Source organism: Actinokineospora sp. PR83 (genome assembly GCF_021056305.1).
Taxonomy (GTDB): domain Bacteria; phylum Actinomycetota; class Actinomycetes; order Mycobacteriales; family Pseudonocardiaceae; genus Actinokineospora; species Actinokineospora spheciospongiae.
The window spans coordinates 1-17520 of record NZ_JAJCXD010000061.1 but is presented as its reverse complement, the minus strand read 5'-3'; the positions used below and the strand labels follow the sequence as shown (position 1 = coordinate 17520).

The 17520-nt window shown below is 71.3% G+C and carries 23 protein-coding genes and 1 pseudogene; 15 read left to right on the top strand and 9 right to left on the bottom strand.

Features of this window, described 5'->3' with window-relative positions; all coding sequences use genetic code 11:
* The 6 genes and pseudogenes from L6E12_RS21050 to L6E12_RS34835 form a co-directional block, all read right to left on the bottom strand.
* Positions 1-501 (bottom strand): annotated as a pseudogene (locus L6E12_RS21050) (hypothetical protein); the annotation flags it as partial.
* Between the two features lie 43 nt (positions 502-544).
* Entirely contained in the window at positions 545-724 is a 180-nt protein-coding gene (locus L6E12_RS21045; protein WP_236229644.1) for a hypothetical protein, read from the bottom strand.
* Between the two features lie 55 nt (positions 725-779).
* Positions 780-1832 (bottom strand): hypothetical protein, encoded by a 1053-nt coding sequence (locus L6E12_RS21040; protein ID WP_236229643.1) that lies wholly within the window; start codon positions 1830-1832, stop codon positions 780-782.
* Entirely contained in the window at positions 1829-2365 is a 537-nt protein-coding gene (locus tag L6E12_RS21035) for a hypothetical protein (protein WP_236229642.1), read from the bottom strand. The genes L6E12_RS21040 and L6E12_RS21035 overlap by 4 nt, the downstream gene beginning before the upstream one ends.
* Complete coding sequence (locus L6E12_RS21030) at positions 2362-2658, bottom strand: hypothetical protein (RefSeq protein WP_236229641.1); 297 nt, start codon at positions 2656-2658, stop codon at positions 2362-2364. The genes L6E12_RS21035 and L6E12_RS21030 overlap by 4 nt, the downstream gene beginning before the upstream one ends.
* Entirely contained in the window at positions 2658-2996 is a 339-nt protein-coding gene (locus tag L6E12_RS34835) for a WhiB family transcriptional regulator (RefSeq protein ID WP_308075104.1), read from the bottom strand. The genes L6E12_RS21030 and L6E12_RS34835 overlap by 1 nt, the downstream gene beginning before the upstream one ends.
* A gap of 179 nt (positions 2997-3175) precedes the next feature.
* On the opposite strand from L6E12_RS34835, the gene L6E12_RS21020 reads away from it, so the two are divergent.
* The 11 genes from L6E12_RS21020 to L6E12_RS20970 all read left to right on the top strand — a co-directional run bounded on the left by L6E12_RS21020 (position 3176) and on the right by L6E12_RS20970 (position 10270).
* Positions 3176-3982, top strand: a complete 807-nt coding sequence (locus L6E12_RS21020; RefSeq protein WP_236229640.1) for a GntR family transcriptional regulator — start codon at positions 3176-3178, stop codon at positions 3980-3982.
* Positions 3979-4554, top strand: a complete 576-nt coding sequence (locus tag L6E12_RS21015; RefSeq protein ID WP_236229639.1) for an N-acetyltransferase — start codon at positions 3979-3981, stop codon at positions 4552-4554. The genes L6E12_RS21020 and L6E12_RS21015 overlap by 4 nt, the downstream gene beginning before the upstream one ends.
* Positions 4551-4778: a hypothetical protein gene (locus tag L6E12_RS21010; RefSeq protein ID WP_236229638.1), complete on the top strand. Its 228-nt coding sequence runs from the start codon at positions 4551-4553 to the stop codon at positions 4776-4778. Before L6E12_RS21015 ends, L6E12_RS21010 begins: the two co-directional genes overlap by 4 nt.
* 68 nt (positions 4779-4846) lie before the next feature.
* Positions 4847-5044: a ribbon-helix-helix protein, CopG family gene (locus L6E12_RS21005; protein WP_236229637.1), complete on the top strand. Its 198-nt coding sequence runs from the start codon at positions 4847-4849 to the stop codon at positions 5042-5044.
* Between the two features lie 510 nt (positions 5045-5554).
* Positions 5555-7192, top strand: a complete 1638-nt coding sequence (locus L6E12_RS21000; protein WP_236229636.1) for a hypothetical protein — start codon at positions 5555-5557, stop codon at positions 7190-7192.
* 252 nt (positions 7193-7444) lie between these two features.
* Positions 7445-8419: a hypothetical protein gene (locus tag L6E12_RS20995; RefSeq protein ID WP_236229635.1), complete on the top strand. Its 975-nt coding sequence runs from the start codon at positions 7445-7447 to the stop codon at positions 8417-8419.
* A gap of 154 nt (positions 8420-8573) precedes the next feature.
* Positions 8574-8714 carry a hypothetical protein gene (locus L6E12_RS20990; RefSeq protein WP_236229634.1) on the top strand — a complete coding sequence of 47 codons (141 nt, stop codon included), beginning with the start codon at positions 8574-8576 and terminating at the stop codon, positions 8712-8714.
* On the top strand, positions 8714-9166 hold the full coding sequence (locus tag L6E12_RS20985) for a hypothetical protein (RefSeq protein ID WP_236229633.1): 453 nt from the start codon (positions 8714-8716) through the stop codon (positions 9164-9166). Before L6E12_RS20990 ends, L6E12_RS20985 begins: the two co-directional genes overlap by 1 nt.
* Positions 9166-9702 carry an AAA family ATPase gene (locus L6E12_RS20980; RefSeq protein WP_236229645.1) on the top strand — a complete coding sequence of 179 codons (537 nt, stop codon included), beginning with the start codon at positions 9166-9168 and terminating at the stop codon, positions 9700-9702. Before L6E12_RS20985 ends, L6E12_RS20980 begins: the two co-directional genes overlap by 1 nt.
* A 24-nt stretch (positions 9703-9726) precedes the next feature.
* Positions 9727-9915 (top strand): hypothetical protein, encoded by a 189-nt coding sequence (locus L6E12_RS20975; RefSeq protein WP_236229632.1) that lies wholly within the window; start codon positions 9727-9729, stop codon positions 9913-9915.
* A gap of 121 nt (positions 9916-10036) precedes the next feature.
* Entirely contained in the window at positions 10037-10270 is a 234-nt protein-coding gene (locus L6E12_RS20970) for a hypothetical protein (RefSeq protein WP_236229631.1), read from the top strand.
* Positions 10271-10376: 106 nt separating this feature from the next.
* Here the strand turns inward: L6E12_RS20970 and L6E12_RS35485 are convergent, their stop codons facing one another.
* Entirely contained in the window at positions 10377-11624 is a 1248-nt protein-coding gene (locus L6E12_RS35485; protein ID WP_236229630.1) for a pentapeptide repeat-containing protein, read from the bottom strand.
* Positions 11625-11932: 308 nt separating this feature from the next.
* Entirely contained in the window at positions 11933-13186 is a 1254-nt protein-coding gene (locus tag L6E12_RS20960; protein ID WP_236229629.1) for a pentapeptide repeat-containing protein, read from the bottom strand.
* Positions 13187-13471: 285 nt separating this feature from the next.
* Here L6E12_RS20960 and L6E12_RS20955 point away from each other — a divergent pair, with 285 nt between their 5' ends.
* Complete coding sequence (locus L6E12_RS20955) at positions 13472-14005, top strand: hypothetical protein (RefSeq protein ID WP_236229628.1); 534 nt, start codon at positions 13472-13474, stop codon at positions 14003-14005.
* 106 nt (positions 14006-14111) lie between these two features.
* Here the strand turns inward: L6E12_RS20955 and L6E12_RS20950 are convergent, their stop codons facing one another.
* On the bottom strand, positions 14112-14693 hold the full coding sequence (locus L6E12_RS20950; protein ID WP_236229627.1) for a hypothetical protein: 582 nt from the start codon (positions 14691-14693) through the stop codon (positions 14112-14114).
* 104 nt (positions 14694-14797) lie between these two features.
* On the opposite strand from L6E12_RS20950, the gene L6E12_RS20945 reads away from it, so the two are divergent.
* The 3 genes from L6E12_RS20945 to L6E12_RS20935 all read left to right on the top strand — a co-directional run.
* Positions 14798-15565: a hypothetical protein gene (locus L6E12_RS20945; protein WP_236229626.1), complete on the top strand. Its 768-nt coding sequence runs from the start codon at positions 14798-14800 to the stop codon at positions 15563-15565.
* A gap of 324 nt (positions 15566-15889) precedes the next feature.
* A complete protein-coding gene (locus L6E12_RS20940) occupies positions 15890-16279 on the top strand; it encodes a hypothetical protein (protein WP_236229625.1) in 390 nt (129 codons plus the stop codon).
* Positions 16280-16506: 227 nt separating this feature from the next.
* Positions 16507-17520 (top strand): relaxase/mobilization nuclease domain-containing protein (locus tag L6E12_RS20935; protein WP_236229624.1); only part of this gene is annotated, 1014 nt, incomplete at its 3' end.

Here is a 17520-nt window from a genome sequence, read left to right as displayed (position 1 = left end):
CGGCGGTGCCGCGCCGCGCGGACCGCGCCCGGCCTGGGGCCCACGGCCGGAGGCGCCCGCCCGGCGCGACCGCGCCGCGGCGACCCCTCCGAGCACCACTACCGCCAGGACCAGCAGGATCGCTGCCAGCCCCGGATTTCCGTTGATCATGGCTACTCCTGCCACCAGCAGCAGCACCGGCACCGCCCACAGCAGGCGGGTCACCGGTACTCCCGGCCGGTCGTCGTCCTCGGATGTGCTCGTGCTCGATGTCTCGCCCGCGCCCGCCTTGCTCTTGGCGGGCGTGCCGTTCTCGGCGGTGGGTTTGTCGCCCGTGGTGGTCGCGGCCGGGGCGCCGGTGGCCCCGGTGGGCGGCGTCACCGCCGCCGCGCCGGGGGTCTGCGCCGGGGCGGGGGCGGAGGCCGTCACCGGCGGCTGCGCGCGGTGCGCGGCCGCGGTGAAGGCCTCCGGCACGACCGGCGCGACCGGCGCGCTCCCTGGGTTGGGGGTGCTGTCCGCCACGATCGCCTCCTTCCTTGGATGGGTTTGTGCTGATCAGGGGGGGTCAGGAGAAGAGGGAGCCGATGCCGTCGGCGAGGGTGGTGCCGAAGGTCTTGCCCGCGCCGATGACCGTGACGAGCAGGCCCGCGACCTGCGCGGCGTGGGTGACGCCCCACCACCCGATCGCCACGAACAACCCGATGACGAACAGGCGCTTGACCCAGAAGATGGCGGTGTCGATCATGAGTGGATCCCTTTCGAGTGGACGAACAGAACGACGGTGAGCTGGGAAAACAGGGTCAGTGCCCGAGGTAGATCGCGGCCACGCGGCGGGCGGCCTGCTGCCCGATGCCGCCCGGCAGCCGCTTCCGCAAGGTCTTGATGACCGCGGTGACCGAGGGGTTCGCCGACAGCGCGCCCTCCGCGGTGGCCTCGCGCAGCAGCGCCAGGTGCTCGGCGGTGACGGCGTCGTCCTTGAAGATCACGACCGGTGCGTCCTTCGACGCCGCGATCGCCTCCCCGTAGAGCCCGGAGACCAGATGCCAGGCGACAACAGCGCCCACGACCAGGGCCGGGACCAGCAGGTGCACCAGCAGGTCACCGGCGTTCCAGCCGAAGCGGAGACCCCAAGGGAGGACGTTGAGCAGCACGCTGGCCGCGGCCAGGGCGCCGTCGAACCAGTAGAAGCCGCGGGGGACGGCGATGCCCCGGGCGCGGGCGGTGAACTGCGCGACCAGCGACACCACCAGCAGCACGCTGGCCAGCGGCTCGACCAGGTAGCCCACGATCGGGCCGTCCACGCCGACCAAGCCGTGATGCACGGTGCGCGACATCCACGCCACGCCCCCGGCGAGCAGCGCAAACACCACGCCGGAGGAGGCGACGAGCTTGCGGTAGTCCGCCCCCAGCGCCCGCGCCGGGTCCAGGATGCGGTGCCGGGCCCGGTCCGCCCGCGCGTCCCACCGGTCCTGCCGCCGCACCCGCGACCGTCGCCTGATCTCGGCCTTGCCCGCCCGCTTGCGCTCCCGGCGCGCCTTGGTCCGGATCGTCTCCGCGACCTCGCGGTCCTTGCGCTCCTCGGCCTCCGAGGGGATCTCGGTGAACACCTCGTCGTCGACGAGCTCGGCGTACTCGTGCAGCAGGGCCCGCTGGGCCTTCTTGTCGATCACTCGGCGCTGCAACGCCGCCACCGCCGCCGACACCGGCGCGGCCGTGGTGTCCGCCGGGGACGGGCTGACCCGCTCCTCGCCGGCCACGGCGTCGACGACGTCGGAGACGACGTCCTCACCCGCGAGCACGGTGCCGGGCAACCGGTGGCCGTTGATGGCCGGCCGGTCCGGGATCTCGGTCACGACGACCGCCTCTCTGTCGTGTTTGTGCTGCTCAGGGCCGCGATCCGCGCGGCCGCGGCATCCAGCTCGCCGTGCTGCTCGCCCAGGGCCCTGGCGATGACCCCCAGGGCGGCGAGCGTGCGGGCCCGCCTCCCACCGGCCCGCTCCTCGGCGATGACCCGCTCGACCATCGCCGCCAGCTCGTCGGCCTGGGCGGCGTAGGCGGCCACCTCCCCGGCCAGGGCCGTCGCCGACCCCGCCGGGACGCCGTCGGCCTCGCCGCCACCGGCGAGCACGATCAACTCGACGCGGGCGGGCGCGGTGGTCAGCGACCGCTCGAACGCTGCGGCGGCGAACACCAACTGCTGCTCGCGCTCGTCCGACGTGGCAGCCCGTGCCGCTAGGGCCTCGTGCAGGTCCGCCTTGGCCCGGTACCAGGCGCACACCTCAGCGTCGGTCGCGGTCAGGCCCGCCCGCGCCTGCGCCACCGCGGTGATCGCCGACAACGTCGACCAGCCCTGATCAGGGCAAACAGTGGTGATGGAGGTGGTCACCGGGACCTCCGCAGGTAGTCCTCGGCCGCAGCCACCGCCTCCATGTGGCTGGGGAAGACGGCCTGCATGTACTGCTCGCCGTCACACACCAGCCACCGGGTCACGTCCAACACGACCCCGCAGACCGTGCCCACCTCCGACAGCAGCACCGACGGCGCCGGGAACACCTGCAACGGGCCGACCGTTGTGGTCGGCACCGCCACCACCACCTGCCCGGCCGGACCCGGCACCAGTACGTCGCTCAGCTCCGCACCCGGCAGCGCTACCGGCAGAGGTTCCCTGGTCAGAGCCATCACGCCGCCTCCGTCAGGTCGTTCTCACGAACCTCCGCCGCCCGGCGCTCCTGCCGCTCCCACTCGGTCTCCCCACCCCAGATCCCGAACGCCTCGTCCTGACCGGCGGCCAGGCAGGCGACGCGCACCGGGCACGCGGCGCACAGCGCCCGCGCCCGCAGGATCGAGGAGTCCCGCCGGGCCGCCGGAAACATCAGGTCCGGGTCCACACCCCGGGCACACAGCCCTTGCCTACGGTCGAAGGACCGGTCGACGTGCACACCGAGCTGGTCACCCAGCCCGGCCCACGGCTCCATCACCCCGGAAAGTTGGGCCTGACCTGCGTTAAGCTTGATCACGGGTCGTTTCCTCTCACTTGTAGCGACCTGTTCACGAGGCCCTGCCGGGTGCCACCGGCGGGGCCTCTTGCCTTGCGGTTCCGAGCTTGATTATGTTGGTTATAACCAAGATAATCACCGGCCTCTGTACGTCTGTCAAGAGGGCGGATATGGTGGTTATAACCAGGAGGAGGCGACCCGTGCACGCTTACGAGCGCATCGCGCAGACGCTCGCGGCCGAGATTGATCAAGGCGTATGGCGCCCGGGCGAGCTGCTTCCGACGCTCGCTGAGCTGGAAAAACGCTTCAACGCCTCGCGTATCACCGTGCGCGGCGCCATCGACCACCTCGCCAAACAGGGCTTGGTGTTCACCGGGTGGGCCGCCAGCAGGCGGGGCACGATCGTGCGGCACCGAGGCCGCACACCCATCGTCGCCAACCTCGCCATCCGACCGAACCGACCGGAGTCCAGCTCGGACGCGTTCATCGAGGCTGCCGAGCGCACCGGCCGGAAACCAAGCAAGCGATTCGAGCGCAAGATCGAAGTGCCACCACCGGGCATCGCCGACCGCCTAGGCGTCGACCGCGACACACCCGTGGTTGTTCGCGTGCTGACACAGCTGCTCGACGAGGAACCCTGGAGCATCGAGACCGGGTACTACCCGCTGGATCTCGCCCGAGAAGTCGGTCTCGACAACCCGGCCGACATTCCAGGCGGCACTGTCCGCGCGCTGGCTCAGGCTGGCTACCAGGAGATTGCCCACGTCGATGAAGTGACCGATGAACCCGCCGACGCTGACGAGGCATACCACCTGGCCATTCCGATCGGCAGTCCGCTCCTGGTTGTGGTTCGTGTCGCTGCCACTGCTGAGCGCGTCACTCGCGTGATGCGCTACCTGCGTTTGGGCGGCCGGACCCGCCTCCTGTGGGAACAGGGCGCCCAAGAGGGACTCGACGTCATCGCAGCGGTCGGACGCCAAGTCCGAGAAAATGAGGTGACAGCGTGAGCGGCTTCTTGATCCGCCCGGCCATGCCTACTGAGTGCGACGTCGTCCTGGGCTTGCTGTTCGACCGTGCGCTGTGGCTCCACCAGCGAGGCAGCGACCAGTGGTCCCGCACGAGCGCCTGGCCCAAGCAGATGAGCCAAGCCATCGACGCCGGGCACACCTGGATCCTTTTCGGCATCGACCAGGTCCCGATGGCCACCATCACGTTGTCCACTTCGGCGGACTCGGATTTTTGGTCCGCAGCCGAGCGCGAGGCGCCAGCCATGTACTTGTCCAAGTTGGCCACAGCCACCTTCGTCCGAGGCGGACTCGGAGCCCGCGTACTCCAGTGGGCGGTGGACTACGCATTTCGACAGGGGCACCACCCCGTCCGGGTGGATGTCTGGAAAACCGCCTATAAGCTGCACAAATGGTACGAAAGCCAGGGATGGACGAAGCTGCGCACCGTCGAAGTTCCCGGCCGCATGTCCGGAACTCTGTTCGAGCGGGCAGCGGAACCGTGCATGGTGCCGGAGTTCGCCACAGTGGAGCAGGCCGTTCCGCGGACCTGGCCGTTTACGGACGATGAGTGATCATGAATCCCGATGAACTGATCGCCGCGCTCGCGGCCGAGTCGGCCGCTGCGAACGCGGCGACCCAGACCGCGTACTTGGCGTACTCCACAGCTCAGGGCCACAGTGCGTGGCAGGAGGCCCGAGACAACTACTGGCGCCTCAGCGGAAAGGCAGAGGCCTGGCACGAGGCTCTGCACGTCCTGCGATCGCACATGGATGCACAGCGGGCGGTAGGTGAATGATCGCGGTGAACAGCGTCGCCCGGCGTGTCGACTGTGTTCCTGTCTCCCAAAACGGTAGAACTGTGCGCATGGAGAAGAAGCGCACGGGACGCCCGTCCAAGGGACCGCGCAAGCGCGTTCAGGTGCGCTTGCCACTCGAACTTGCTGCTGCGCTTGAAGAGCACGCTGAGCAGGCCGGACTGTCGCTCAACGACTACCTCGGCGAGATGGCTGCCCAGTGGACCGGGGTGCCCTATCAGGACCAGGGAGTGTTGATGGCCTCGTAAACGCGAGAACGGCGGACATCCCCTGCCAAGGGAAGCCGCCGTTCATGTCTCGCGCCAGAGTCGAGTTGCCTGCTCGTCTCTGGCGAGGTGAGGGATCGGTGCCAGCCGATCGCCTGACCAGTTGTTCCCGGTAATCAGCCGGGTTCACCCGCCCCTTCATCAGGGGCCACTCCGAAGCGCCTTGCGGCTCTTCGGCACTCCGGTGGCCTTCCGACCACCGGCTCCACACACGCGAGGCTCTCGCATGTCCAGATGGGTTTTTCAGTTGTTCCTGCCAAGGGTAAGGCCGGGGACGGGCGTTCGCCAAGTCTTCGGCCCCCGCATGTCTCCAGGATCACGCGTTTGCGCTGATCAGAGGCGATTTTTAGACCGTTGGGCACGTTGTGACGAGCCTATATTTGGCGCTCGTGGTGTTACGCCATGCGGGATGGATCCCGCTCTTGCAGAACACCAATATTCTATCAACTATAAAGATAGTCGAGTGTCCGAACCGGTTGCGGTGGCCGGGCGGTGACGGCCGCCGCCCAGCGCCGCGCGGAGGCGCGGCAGTGGCTTCCGCCGCTCGATCAGGTCCTGGTCGAGCCGGTCGGGCACGGGGGCCTGGCCCCGGTCGGGGAGGACCCCACCGCCGCGGTGTACGCGGCGGGGCACGTCTTCGCCGACGAGTTGGGCAAGGTCGACTCGACGTTGCTGCGGTCGGGGGTGCGGTGGTGCAGGTTGCGCTGGATGCACCGGTCGGTGCGGGTGCGGTTGGCCCGGGAGGTCCTGGCCCGGGAGATGCCGGCGAACACCCGGACCTGCTGGGAAGGCGGCCGGGTCTGGCTCGACGAGGTCGGGGTGCGTGTCGACGGGCAGCGGTGGCAGCGGCGTCGCAAGGACACCTGGACCGCTGTCGCGGTGCTGCTGGCGGAGTCGGTGCGGCCCGGGCTGCGGCCGTTGACGGAGATCAGCCACAAGGCGCTGGCCGTGGCGGTGGGCGTCTCCGAGCGCTATGTCACCGACATCATGGGCTGGTTCTGCGAGCAGGGGCTGCTGGGCAAGCTGCTCACCGGCACCCAGTTCCCCCGGCTGGAGACCCCCGAGGGCGAGACCGCGGCCGAGCGCGCCGGTCGGCTGGCCCGGCGGCGGGCCGCGGAGGCGGCTCGCCGCGCCCGCCGCACGCTCGCCTTGGCCCAGGCCCGCGCCGAGCTGGACGCCCTGCGCGAGGGCAAGCCTGTCCCGGCGGCGGACTTGGACCCGTACCGGGAGTTCCGCGCCGTCCAGGACGGCGCCGACGAGGGGCCGGACTTGATCGCCCTGGCCAGCGTGTACGAGCTGCGCCTGCCGGTGCCCCCGCCTCCTGCCCCGGCCCCGCGGCCGGAGAACGTCGTGTCCCTGGACGAGGCCCGCCGTGCTCGCCGCCCCTCCCCCGTCGAGGGCTGCCCGCAGTGCGACGACGAGGAGCACAACCCGCCCCTGAGCAGCGCGAACACTCAAAAGTTCTACCCCACCGACTCTGGGAGGGTTACTGCTCTCTCTCCAGAACACAGGGGGGATGTGGATGAACGACGCGCTTCGCGCGGCTCAGAAAAGAAGGGATCAGGTCAGGTCGGGGGGTCGAAATCGCAGGTCACACGGCGTTCGGTGGCTCAGCGGACCGCTCAGGCCCTGCTGGTGGGCCCTGTGGAGGGTTGGTGCGAGCAGGACGTGACCCTGCCCCAGCGGCTGCGCCGTGGGGTGAAGCCGAGCTGGCTGGCGGGCAAGGTCCGGCCGCTGACCGCGGCCGGGTGGACACCGCTGGAGATCGCCTGGCACCTGCTCACCCGCGGCGGCCGCTACGCCACCCTGCCCGTGGGGATCACCAACGCCCCCGGGTGGATCACCGCGTCGCTGCGGGCAGCGGACCCGCAGGTCAGGCCCACCGTCAAGTGGGCTGCCGACGACCTCGACCGGGAGGGCCTGGCCCACGCCGCACACCGGGCGGAGCAGATCGCCCGGCACGCCGGGGCCCGCCGGGAACACGAGGAACGCCGTGAGCGTGAGCGCGGTCGCGCCAAGCGCGCCGCGATCGAGGCCTGCGGGATGTGCGACGAGCACGGCTGGCTCGACATCCCCGACGTCGCCGACGCTGTCCGCTGCAACCACGACCCCACCACCGGCGGGTGGTGAACATGCGCCGACCCGACTTTCACCTTCTTGTGAACACTGAGACGGTCGTCAGTCGATCGAGCGGCGTCTCAGGTGGGTTAGTTTTGTTGGGTCATATTTAAAATCAATTATGTTTGACAGCAGAACGTAACTAGTACTAGATTGGTTGACATGACGCAGGAAATGGGGCCTTCAGGGGTCGCAGGAGACGGTGAGCCTGCTGGTGGTGTGCGCCTCTGTCAGTACCGGGCGTGTCGTGCTCCGTTGTCTCCGGTGCCGCCGGAGAAGCGGGGCCCGAAGCCGAAGTACTGCACCGACGGCAAGACGTGGCCGCCGGACGGGCGTACATGCAAGGAGATGGCGCAGATCGAGCGCGACGCCGCGGCCGCGGTGGGGCTGGAGGTGCCGTTGGCGACCTACCAGCAGGCCACCGAGCGGTTGGCGCCGTCGCTGGCGGAGGTCCGCGACCGGCTCGACACCCTCCTCGCCGCCGGTGCCGACCTCGATTCCGCGGCCTTGACCCGGGTCGCCGCGGCCGAGGAGGAACGCGGCGAGGCGCTGCAGCGCGCGGAGGCCGCCGAGGCCCAGGCAGCGGTTGATCAGCGCAAACGCGCCGACGCCGAGCGGGCGGCCCGCCTCGACCGCGAGGCGCGGCTTGTCGCCGAGCGCCTGGCCCGCGACGCGGAGAAGGAGAAGCAGGAGCAGGTCGGCGCCGCGTGGGTGAAGGTCGTGGAGGCCGAGCGCGCCCAGGGCCAGGCCGAGGGCCAGCGCGACGAGGCCAAGGCCAACCTGCGCGCCTACATCGCCCGGTTCGACGACCTCGCTGGCCGCCACGACGAGCTGCGCAAGACCCACGCCACCACCGAGCGGGACCTGACCAAGGCCACCACCGCGCTGCGTGCCGCGGAGAAGACCGTCGAGGCCCTGAGCAACGAGAAGACCACGCTGACCGGGCAGGTCACCGACCTGCGGGCCGCCGTGGAGAAGGCCGCCGTCGACCAGCAGGCCGCCCTGGAGGCCCTGCGCGAGCAGATGCAGCAGCGCGTCGACGCGCTCACCGCCCAGGCCGCCGCCGAGCGCAGCCGCGCCGACACCGCCGAAGCCCAGCTCGGCGCCCTGCGCGAGCAGATCACCGATCTACGCGAGCAGAACACCACCCTGGCCAAGCAGCTCGGCGGTGTTGAGCCCGAGGTAATCGAGCTGCGCCGCCAGCTCGCCGAGGCCACCAAGCCGAACGAAAACCCCTGATCAGACCGGGTGCTCGCCTTCGTTCCCGTCCCGGTTCACCGGGCCGGGGGCGTTGGGGTCCACCCGGACCGACCTGCCAAACACAGCCCGACCGGGCGGCTCTTCCCGCTAAAGAGTCGCCGCCCGGCCGGGGTCACTCCCGAAGGAGCAGATCATGTCTACCACCCTGGTCCTGCTGTGCCCGCGTCCGCCGCGGGCGCAGGTCGAGAACGACAACGGGGCCTGCTGCTGCGGCGGCACCCTGCACACCTGGGGCGACCCGGTCTGCGTCGACGCCGCCGGGGGCGGTCAGTGATGGCCACCTCCCCCGCCGCCGCGCTGGCGGCCCTGGCCCTGGCCCACGGGCACGTCGCCGAGCAGGAGGCGCTGCGGCGCCTGGCCGCCGCCCACGACGACCTCGGCGACGACCTCGATGCCGCCCTGGTGCGGCTGCTGCTGAACCCCGGCCCGACCGGTGTGGCCGCGGACCTGTCCGACCCGACGGGGACCGGCGCGGAGCTGCTGGCCCACGCCGGTCCCCTGGCCCCGGCCCTGCTGGGCATGTTCGCCACCGCGGCGGGCCCGGTCGACCGGGCCCGCGTCGCCCTGGCCCTCGAGGAGGCGCTGGCCCCGCTCATCGCCGACCGCGGCGGCAGCACCGTCCTAGGCGAGGTCGCGGTGGCCTACTACCGGCAGGCCGGATGGACCGAGCAGGCCATCACCACCGCGATCGCCGGTGCCCGCCGCGCCGCCGGTGATCAGCGGTGATGCTGTCCCTGCCCGCCCCGGCGGTCGTGGTGCTCATGGGCTGCTCCGGCAGCGGCAAGTCCACCGTCGCCGCCGCCCTGGCCGCCGGCGACCCGGGCACCGCGGTCGTGTCCTACGACCGGTGCCGGGAGGACATCAGCGGCGACGCCAGCGACCAGGCCGCCACCGCCGACGCGATCGCCCTGGCCCACCGGCGCCTGGGCGACCGCTGCGCCCAGGGCCTGGGCACCGTCGTCGACGGCACCCACCTGGTGGCCGCCCACCGGCGTCAGGTCGCCGTGATCGCCACCGCCCACCAGCACCCGGTCGTGCTGGTCGTGGTCGACACCCCGCTGGAGGTCTGCCTGTACCGGCAACTGGCCCGCCCGCCCCGCGCCCCCGGAGCGCGGTGGGGGCGGCGGGTGCCCGCCGACGTCGTGCGCGCCCAGCACGCCGACCTGGTCGCCGCGTTGCCCGGCCTGCACACCGAAGGGCACGCCGCCGTCCACATCCTGTGCCACCCGATGCCCGCGGCCGACCGTCCCGACCACCCCTGATCAGCACGAACCCTGGAGGACCTCATGGCCACCGCACGCCAGATCCGCAACGCCCTGTCCGACCTGCGCAACGCCGCCCCGGAGGACAAGGCCGCCGCGAAGGCGATCGTGCTCACCCTCGGAGGGCAGACCGCCCTGGGCTTGGACAAGACCGACTGCAAGGACTTCGTCGCCTCCCTCGGCGCCGAGATCGACGACGCGATGGGCGCCTGATCAGCCCACACCCCGATCAGCACCTGCGCGTCGGCGACAGTCCCGTCCCGCTGGTGACCCCCTGATCGAACCCGACGGCGGGTCCCGGTCTCAGGGGCCCGCCGTCCGGTACAACCAGAGCGTGGACATCGACCCGAGCAGGCCCGCCCCTCCCACCCTCAGCGCGGGCGACGAGCCCTTCACCCTCGACGAGGTCCGCGGGCACGTCGACGACCTGCTCCGGCAGTTCGCCGATCACCCCGGCGTCGACCTGCTCGGCGTGGTCGCCGCCATGCTGGCCGAGACCGTGTGCACCTGCCAGCCCGCCGACACCGGGCACCGCGCCCTCGTCATCCACCTGCCCCGCACCCGCTGACCCCGCCGGGCCGGTGACGAGCAGCACCGCGGCGTGCCCCCTCACACGCCAGACCGGGCACCGCGGCGGTGATCGCCGCGGTGCCCGGCGACGACTGGGGTGGGTTCTACGTCACTGCGTCGCTGCCGGAGGGCAGGTGGAGTGTGATCTCCGGTGAGACGGCGCCCTTGAACCGCGTCCCGTCGAAGGTGGCGACGTCGTGGAACTGCATGCCGTGGCCCACGACGTCACCGTCGAACTGCGCGTCGCGGAAGATGACCTCGCGGCTGAACCGTGTTTGAGCGAACCAGGCTCTGCGGTGGAACCGCGTTTTGTCGAACCACGCTATGCCTTGGAACTGCGTCCCGTCGAACATGGCATCGCCGTCGAGCGGCAAGGTGGGCTGTGTTCCGCCGAACTCGGCCATGCCGAACATTGCGTCGCCACCGAACCGCACCCCGTCGAACCCCGCTCTGCGGTGCAACCGCGCGTCGCGGAACCAGGCGCTGTGGTGGAACTGCGCTCGGGTAAACCAGGCGTTGCCGCTGAACTGTGTCCTGTTGAACCTGGCGTCGCCGCTGAACTGTGCCCTGTCGAACCTGGCGTCGCCGCTGAACTGAGCTTCGTCGAACCTCGCGTCGCCGACCATTCGCGTGTCGCACAGGGTCGCGGTGCGGATCGAGGTGTGGTCGAGGTCGAGGTCGACAAGGACTGCGCCGGTGAGGTCAAGGTCGATGTCGGCCCAAAACGTCGCCGCCGGGTCGCCGAGGTCACCGCGGCGCAAATGGTGGGCCAGGACGCGCTGGGCGGTGAGCCGGACCTCCCGTTCCTGCACCCGTTCCCGGTGCCGGTCGATGACCTCGACGTCCGCATCGTCCTCGGGAGGGTCGCCGGGCAGGGTGTAGGGCATGCGCAGGTAGGCACATAGGACGTTGACGATGGTCTGTCGCTGGTCGGGGTGGTCCTGGGCGAGGCGTTCGAGGGCGTAGAGCCCGGCCAGGCGGACGGGGGCTTTGTCGGAGCCGAGTTGTTCGGCGGCCTTGGTGTAGAGGTCGGTGATCCGCCGGGCGATGGCGTCGGATTCGGTCGCGGTGGCGACGCGTTCCTGGTGTGTCTCGGTCCGGGCTGCGACCTGTTGTTGGTGGGTCAGGGCCCGTTCGCGGTTGTCCAGGTCTGCCTCGGTGGAGCGTTGCCGCCGCCACGCCAGGTACAGCCCGAACAACCCGCCGCCGCCGATGCCGATGCCGAGCCCGGTCTTGAGCGCGTCCAACCGGGCCGAGACCAACTCCTTGCCCTCCAGGCCCCGGGTACCCGCCCACCACAACGCGACCACCACCCCCGCGGTGAGCACCGCGACCGCGACGACGCCGGTCACGATCTTCCATCGGGGAATCTCCGGCAGCACCGGCCGGGCCGCAGGGGAGTGCGGGGGCGAGTCAACAGGCGGCGGAGGAGGAGGTGGTGAGGTCACCCCCTGATCATCACCACCAGCGGCCCCAGCGCTACATACCCCTCGTCGGTCCCCCTGCCTGCTGTGCGATCCGCAAGGTAGTCCGAACCCCGCAAGGTTCGCGCGAACAGGACAACGACTGTCCTGTCCAGCCCAAGGTGGCGAAGCACGATGCCGTTGACCTGTGGTTCGACAATTAGGTCCGGACATCCAGCAGGCATGGCTGTCCGGACCTAATTGTCGGGATCGGGGTCGACGGGCGCGTCGTGGTTTGACCTCAGATACGGCCTGATCTCCTTCGGGATGCCGCCGCTGAACCGCGTCCCTTTGAACCCGGTGTCGCCGCTGAACTGCGTCCTGTCGAACAAGACGTTGCCGCTGAACTGTGCCCCGTCGAACCGGGCGTCGCCGCTGAACCACGCCCCGCCGAACAAGACGTTGCCGCTGAACTGCGCCTCGTAGAACCGGGCGTCGCCGCTGAACCACGCCCCGCCGAACCAGGCCTCGCCGCTGAACTGTGCCCCGCCGAACAAGGCGGCGCCGCCGAACTGCACCCCGGCGAACCTGGTGAGGCCGCTGAACTGCACCTCGTAGAACCTGGTGATGCCGTTGAACTGCGCCCCGCTGAACCAGGCGTTCCCGTTGAACTGCGCCCCGTCGAACCGGGCGTTCCCGTTGAACTGCGCCCCGTCGAACCGGGCGTCGCCGTTGAACTGCGCCCCGTCGAACCGGGCGTCGCCGCTGAACCGCGCCCCGTCGAACCGGGCGGTGCGGATGGTGGTGTTGGTGAGGTCGATGTTGATGAGGGTGGCGTTGGTGAGATCGAGGTCGATGTCGGGCCAGAACGTGCGATGGGGGCGTGGGAACCACCGGTACCAGGTGCGGTCGCGGGTGCGGCGTTGTAGGTGGTCGCGCAGGATGCGTTGGGCGGTGAGGCGGACCTCGCGCTCCTGGCGGGCGTCCTGGTCGGTGGTGTCGGCCGCAGTGGCGGTGTCGGGGGGTGTGGTGGGCCGGGCGTGGGCGGGGCGCAGGGGTGCGCGCAGACCGTTGAGTTTGCGGGTGCCGGGTGCGCTCGGTGGGGTGTAGGGGCCGCGCAGGTAGGCGCAGATGACGTCGATGATGGTCTGGCGGTGCTCGGGGTTGTCCTGGGCAACCCGTTCCAGGGCGTAGAGGCCGCCGTGACGCACGGCGGGCTTGTCCGAGCCGATCTGGTCGACGGCCTTGACGTAGAGCTCGGTCAGCCGTCGCTCGGTCGCGTCGTGCTCGGTGCTCTGCTGGCGGCGCAGCGCCAGCGCGAGGGTGATCAGGGCGCCGATGCCGGCGGCGACGGCCAGCCCGGTGCGCACGGTGTCCAGCCGGTCGGCCGGGGTGCTGGGGGCCAGCCTGTCGAACAGCAGCATCACCGCGGCCGCCGCGCTGACCAACACCGGCAGCACGACCACCAGGACAGGCCGCCACCAACTTGCCCCACCACGTCTTCTGCTCACCAGACGATCATCGCGCGCCACACCCCGGCCACGGGAGCGAACCGAGGACACCACCTGGTCCTGCACCGTCACCGTCGACCCGACAGGTAGACCCGAACACCGACACGGGTGCCGACAAGTAGGTCCGGACAACGACGACTTCGAGCGGACAGGACACGACCACCCTGCTCCGGCACCTGACCCGAGGCACCCTCACTACCCGACAGCACCTCTTGCACGTCAGTGCTCGCGGGTTTCGTTGTGACGTATCGTCGCGCCCAGGGACGCGCGGAAGGGGGCGATGACGTGGTCGGATCGGGAGATGGGAGTGCGCCGCGCGAGCGGCAGGCCCGCGAGCAGTTGGTGAGTATCGAGTGCGCGCACTGCGCCCGGGAGGTGCCCTATTCCGGCACCGGCCGCCGCCCCCGGTACTGCTCGCCCACGTGTCGTAGCCGGGCCTGGGAGCTGCGCCGGGCCGCCGCCTGGCTCGATCGCCCGGACCCGATGCCGACGGTGGTGCGCGAGGTCGTCGAGCGGATCGAGGCCCGCGAGCGCCGGGTGCCGGTGCCCATGGCGCCGCGCACGGCCGCGGACTGGGTCACCGCGCTGGAGCAGTTGCGGCACCGGATTCTCCGGGACCCGCTGTCGGTGCTGAAACGCCGGGAGGACCTGGCCGAGCTGATCGCTGCCGTGCGCGCGGTCGACGCGGCGCTGAGCGGGGGGCGTCCGCAGCCTCCGGAGCCCGCCCCGCCGACCCCGACCCGCCGCGGTGACGGGGGCCCGCGGTTGACCCGGCAGCAGCGCCGCGCCCTTGACCGGAAGCAGCGCAAGCACCGCTGATCCGTCCCAACGAAACGGCGGGTTGCACTAGGTACCCCGGTGGGATGGTGGTCCGACAGCGTTTACGGTGAGCGAGATGCGGCCTCTCAACCAGGTGTTGTCGGGTTCAGCCTTCCGTCGGGGGCGGGGCCAGGCCCGGTATGAAGTGGTTGCTCAGGTCGTCGAGGAACTCGATGAACAACCGGGGATCGACCGTGGTCCAGGTGGCTTTCGTGCCGTGCAGGTCTTCGGTGAGAGTCAGGTCGCGGCAGACCGCCGGTGTCTTGGGTTCGCCGTTGGTGAAGTGCCAGCGGTCGCCGTGCGCGCAGGCGTTGCGGAAGTGGCGGGCGAACTGGAGCAGGGGGACGTCGCGGCGCCCGTGACCGCCTTCGATGATCATGTCTCCCAGGCGGGTGGCCGTCACGAGCATCCCGGCGGCCATCAGGTCGATGAGAATCTCTCCGCGCAGGGTCGTGGCGTTGGTCATGACCTCCACCATGGAGTAGGACAGCACCTTGTCCGGGTCGCGCTTGCCTCGCACCTGCAAGGGCAGATCCCCACCCGGCGGGGTTCCGGTCATCGCGCGCGTGAACTGCAGAAGCGGCAGTTGCGGGTGCAGCATCGCCATCAACGCCTGCTGCTGCGCGAGGTAGGCGATCTTGAACTCCTGCGCGCGCCTTGCGATCTGCTCACCGGTCGGACCAGGCACCTGTGATCGTGTCCCTTCGCGCCCGGCGGGGTCCGACGCTGTCGAGGTGGCCGGGCCGGGCGAGGAAACCGCGTCGACAGGAGTGCTTCGATGTGACGGTGACTATGCCCGACGAAGACCAGTCCAAGGCCCTCCTGCAGAAGATGTCCGACACCGCCGCGAAGTGGGCCGAGCGGATCGGCACACCCGACAACTTCCCGGTTGGCGACGGCAGCGCCCTGCAAGGTGACGACGCTGCCTGCCACCCGTTCCTGGTCTCCCACGCCTTGATGACCTGCATCGGGGCGGCGGTCGACCATCTCCATGGCCTGTACGCGCTCGTGCTCACCACCGACTTCCTGCACCTGAACACCCCGTACACGGTGGCCCGCGGCGCCCTGGAATCCGCGGCCGCGGCCATCTGGATCGCTGAGCCGAACCGGCGCAACGACCGCGTCGAGCGGGCGCTGTCGTGGTTCTACAAGGACGTCAAGGACGGCAACACCGCAGCCACGGAGGCCAAGGTCGCGGTGCCGACTCCGCTGCAGGATCGCATCGACAAGCTCGACAAGCTCGCCGCCGCCCGTGGACTGGCGGGCAACCTGAAGGGCTACACCAGCACCAAGGCTGCCGAGGCGGCCGAGGCCCACCTCGGTCCGACGAAGATGCCCATCCTGCTGATGTGGCGGTTGTGCTCGGGCTTCGCCCACGCCCGCGTCTGGCCGATCCTGGGGTTCACCGACAGCACCAAGACCCCGATCCCGGGCCGTCCCGGCATGATCGCCGTCAAGTCCGAGAACAGCTACCGCAACGTGTTGGCGGCTGCGCTCACCGCCCAGCAGGCCATCGAGGCCGCCATCACCCTGTACGAACTTCGAGCCCGGGGCCGCTGACCGGATCGGCCTGCGCTCTCCGGCGCCGCCGGAGCGAGTTAGGCGGCATCCAGTGGATACCGCGCTCAGGCCGCCGGGCCGGTGGCAGGCTGGATGGCGGGGAAGTCGACCACCGGGTGCGGTGGTCGACGCCGCCTCGATCGCTGCTGCTCCGCGCGGTGCCCGCCGCGCACGCCCACCGGAGCCGCCGCCGGGTCGGGGCGCCGAGGCGGACGCGACGAGGGGCGAACGGTGGGTACGGCGGGCATCGGCAGCGAACAGCCGCGACGGAAGACGAGGTCGGGTCGGGCGGGTCGGCGGCAGCGGGTGCCGGGTGGTCGCCCGGTGCTGCGCCAGCTCGCGCTGACCGTCGCCGACGGCGAGCGCCTGGCGGTGGTGGCGGCGCTGTCCGGGATGAGCGAGGGCGCCTACGCCGCGGGCGTGGTGGAGGCGCACCTGCGGGCCCGGTGGGAAGGCGAGCTGGCGGTCGGGGCGCGGCAGGCGCTGGGGGTGCTCGTCGCCCGCGGCGCGGAGGTCACCGCCCTGGCCCAGGAGGTCGCCGCGGTGGGGCGCCTGGCCAACCAGATCGCCCGCCACGTCAACATCGGCGCAAGGCTGCCGGCGGGGTCGACGCTGCGGCGGATCGAGCACGACCTCGACGTGCTCCGGATGCGGATCTCCGGCGCGCTCGACGAGTTGGACACCACCGCCCGAGCACTGCGCGAGCAGCTGTGAACAGCCCCCCCAGGGCCGGATCGGCGTGACGATACCTTAGCTCAGCCGATTTTCGTTGTGACGGATCACCGCCCGCATCCGCCTCGCTCAGGGCCGTTCCCGGCCGTGTTCGCCGCCGCGGTGTTCGCCCTGGTGGGCGGGTTCGGCGCCCGGGGTGTCCCGCGGCCGCGCTCATCTCCGCCCGCCCCGGCCGGGCCCGGCGCGCGCTGGTGCCGGGACGGGGCGCGGTGTCCCGTCCCGCCGGTGTGCGCCCGGGGGCGGCGGTGATCGGGAAGGTGGTGCGCGGGTGGCGGGTGGCCGGGTTGATCCGCTACCTGTTCGGCCCGGGGCGCCACCACGAGCACACCGACCAGCACGTCATCGCCTCCTGGGACGGGCTTCCCGAACGGCACCAGCCGCCCCGCACCGCCACCGGCGACGGGTTCGACACGACCACGTTGTCCGCGGTGCTGGCCGACCCGGCGGTGGCCGCCGGTGTCCCATTGCGCGAACCGAGTGGGACGGGCGGGGACGGGCGCCGGGGGCAGGGCCCGGTGTGGCACTGCTCGCTGCGCACCGCCCCCGGCGACCGGGTGCTCACCGATGAGGAGTGGGCGGAGGTCGTGGTCGACGTGCTGGGTCGGACCGGGATCGCCCCGGCCGGGGACGCGGGGGCGTGTCGGTGGGTGGCGGTGCGCCACGCGGTCGACCACGTCCACATCGCCGCCGTGCTGGTCCGCCAGGACACCGGGCGCCGAGTGGCGCCGTACCGCGACTACCACCGGGTGCGGGAGGCATGCCTGGCCGCCGAGGCCCACCACGGCCTGGTCGCCACCTCCCCCGCCGACCGCACCGCCACCCCGGCACCCACCCGGGCGGAGACGGAGAAGGCCGCCCGCGCCGGGCGGGACGCCGCCGCCCGGGTCGAGCTGCGCGCGGCGGTGGCCACCGCCGCGGCCAGGTCGGCGTCGATCGAGGAGTTCGCCGCGGCCGTGACCGCCAACGGCCTGGTGCAGCTGCGCTGGCGCACCGACGCCGCCGGGCGCCCGGTCGGCTACGCCGTCGCCGCCCGCCACGACCGCGCCGACCCCCGCCACCCGGGCGCCGGACTGGTGTGGTTCGGCGGCCGCACCCTCGACCCGGACCTGTCCCTGCCCCGCCTACGGGCCCGCTTCGCCGCCGCCGACCCGCTGCCCACCGCCGCCGACCGGCCCACCCTCGAACGCCGCGCGGCGTGGGCCGACGCCCACACGGTCGTGGAG

What these genes read in the sequence shown, in the direction of transcription:
- L6E12_RS21045 (WP_236229644.1), bottom strand. Translation starts at nt 724, where the DNA reads ATGATCGACACCGCCATCTTCTGGGTCAAGCGCCTGTTCGTCATCGGG.
- L6E12_RS21030 (WP_236229641.1), bottom strand. Translation starts at nt 2,658, where the DNA reads ATGGCTCTGACCAGGGAACCTCTGCCGGTAGCGCTGCCGGGTGCGGAG.
- L6E12_RS21005 (WP_236229637.1), top strand. Translation starts at nt 4,847, where the DNA reads ATGGAGAAGAAGCGCACGGGACGCCCGTCCAAGGGACCGCGCAAGCGC.
- L6E12_RS20990 (WP_236229634.1), top strand. Translation starts at nt 8,574, where the DNA reads ATGTCTACCACCCTGGTCCTGCTGTGCCCGCGTCCGCCGCGGGCGCAG.
- L6E12_RS20985 (WP_236229633.1), top strand. Translation starts at nt 8,714, where the DNA reads ATGGCCACCTCCCCCGCCGCCGCGCTGGCGGCCCTGGCCCTGGCCCAC.
- L6E12_RS20980 (WP_236229645.1), top strand. Translation starts at nt 9,166, where the DNA reads ATGCTGTCCCTGCCCGCCCCGGCGGTCGTGGTGCTCATGGGCTGCTCC.
- L6E12_RS20975 (WP_236229632.1), top strand. Translation starts at nt 9,727, where the DNA reads ATGGCCACCGCACGCCAGATCCGCAACGCCCTGTCCGACCTGCGCAAC.
- L6E12_RS20945 (WP_236229626.1), top strand. Translation starts at nt 14,798, where the DNA reads ATGCCCGACGAAGACCAGTCCAAGGCCCTCCTGCAGAAGATGTCCGAC.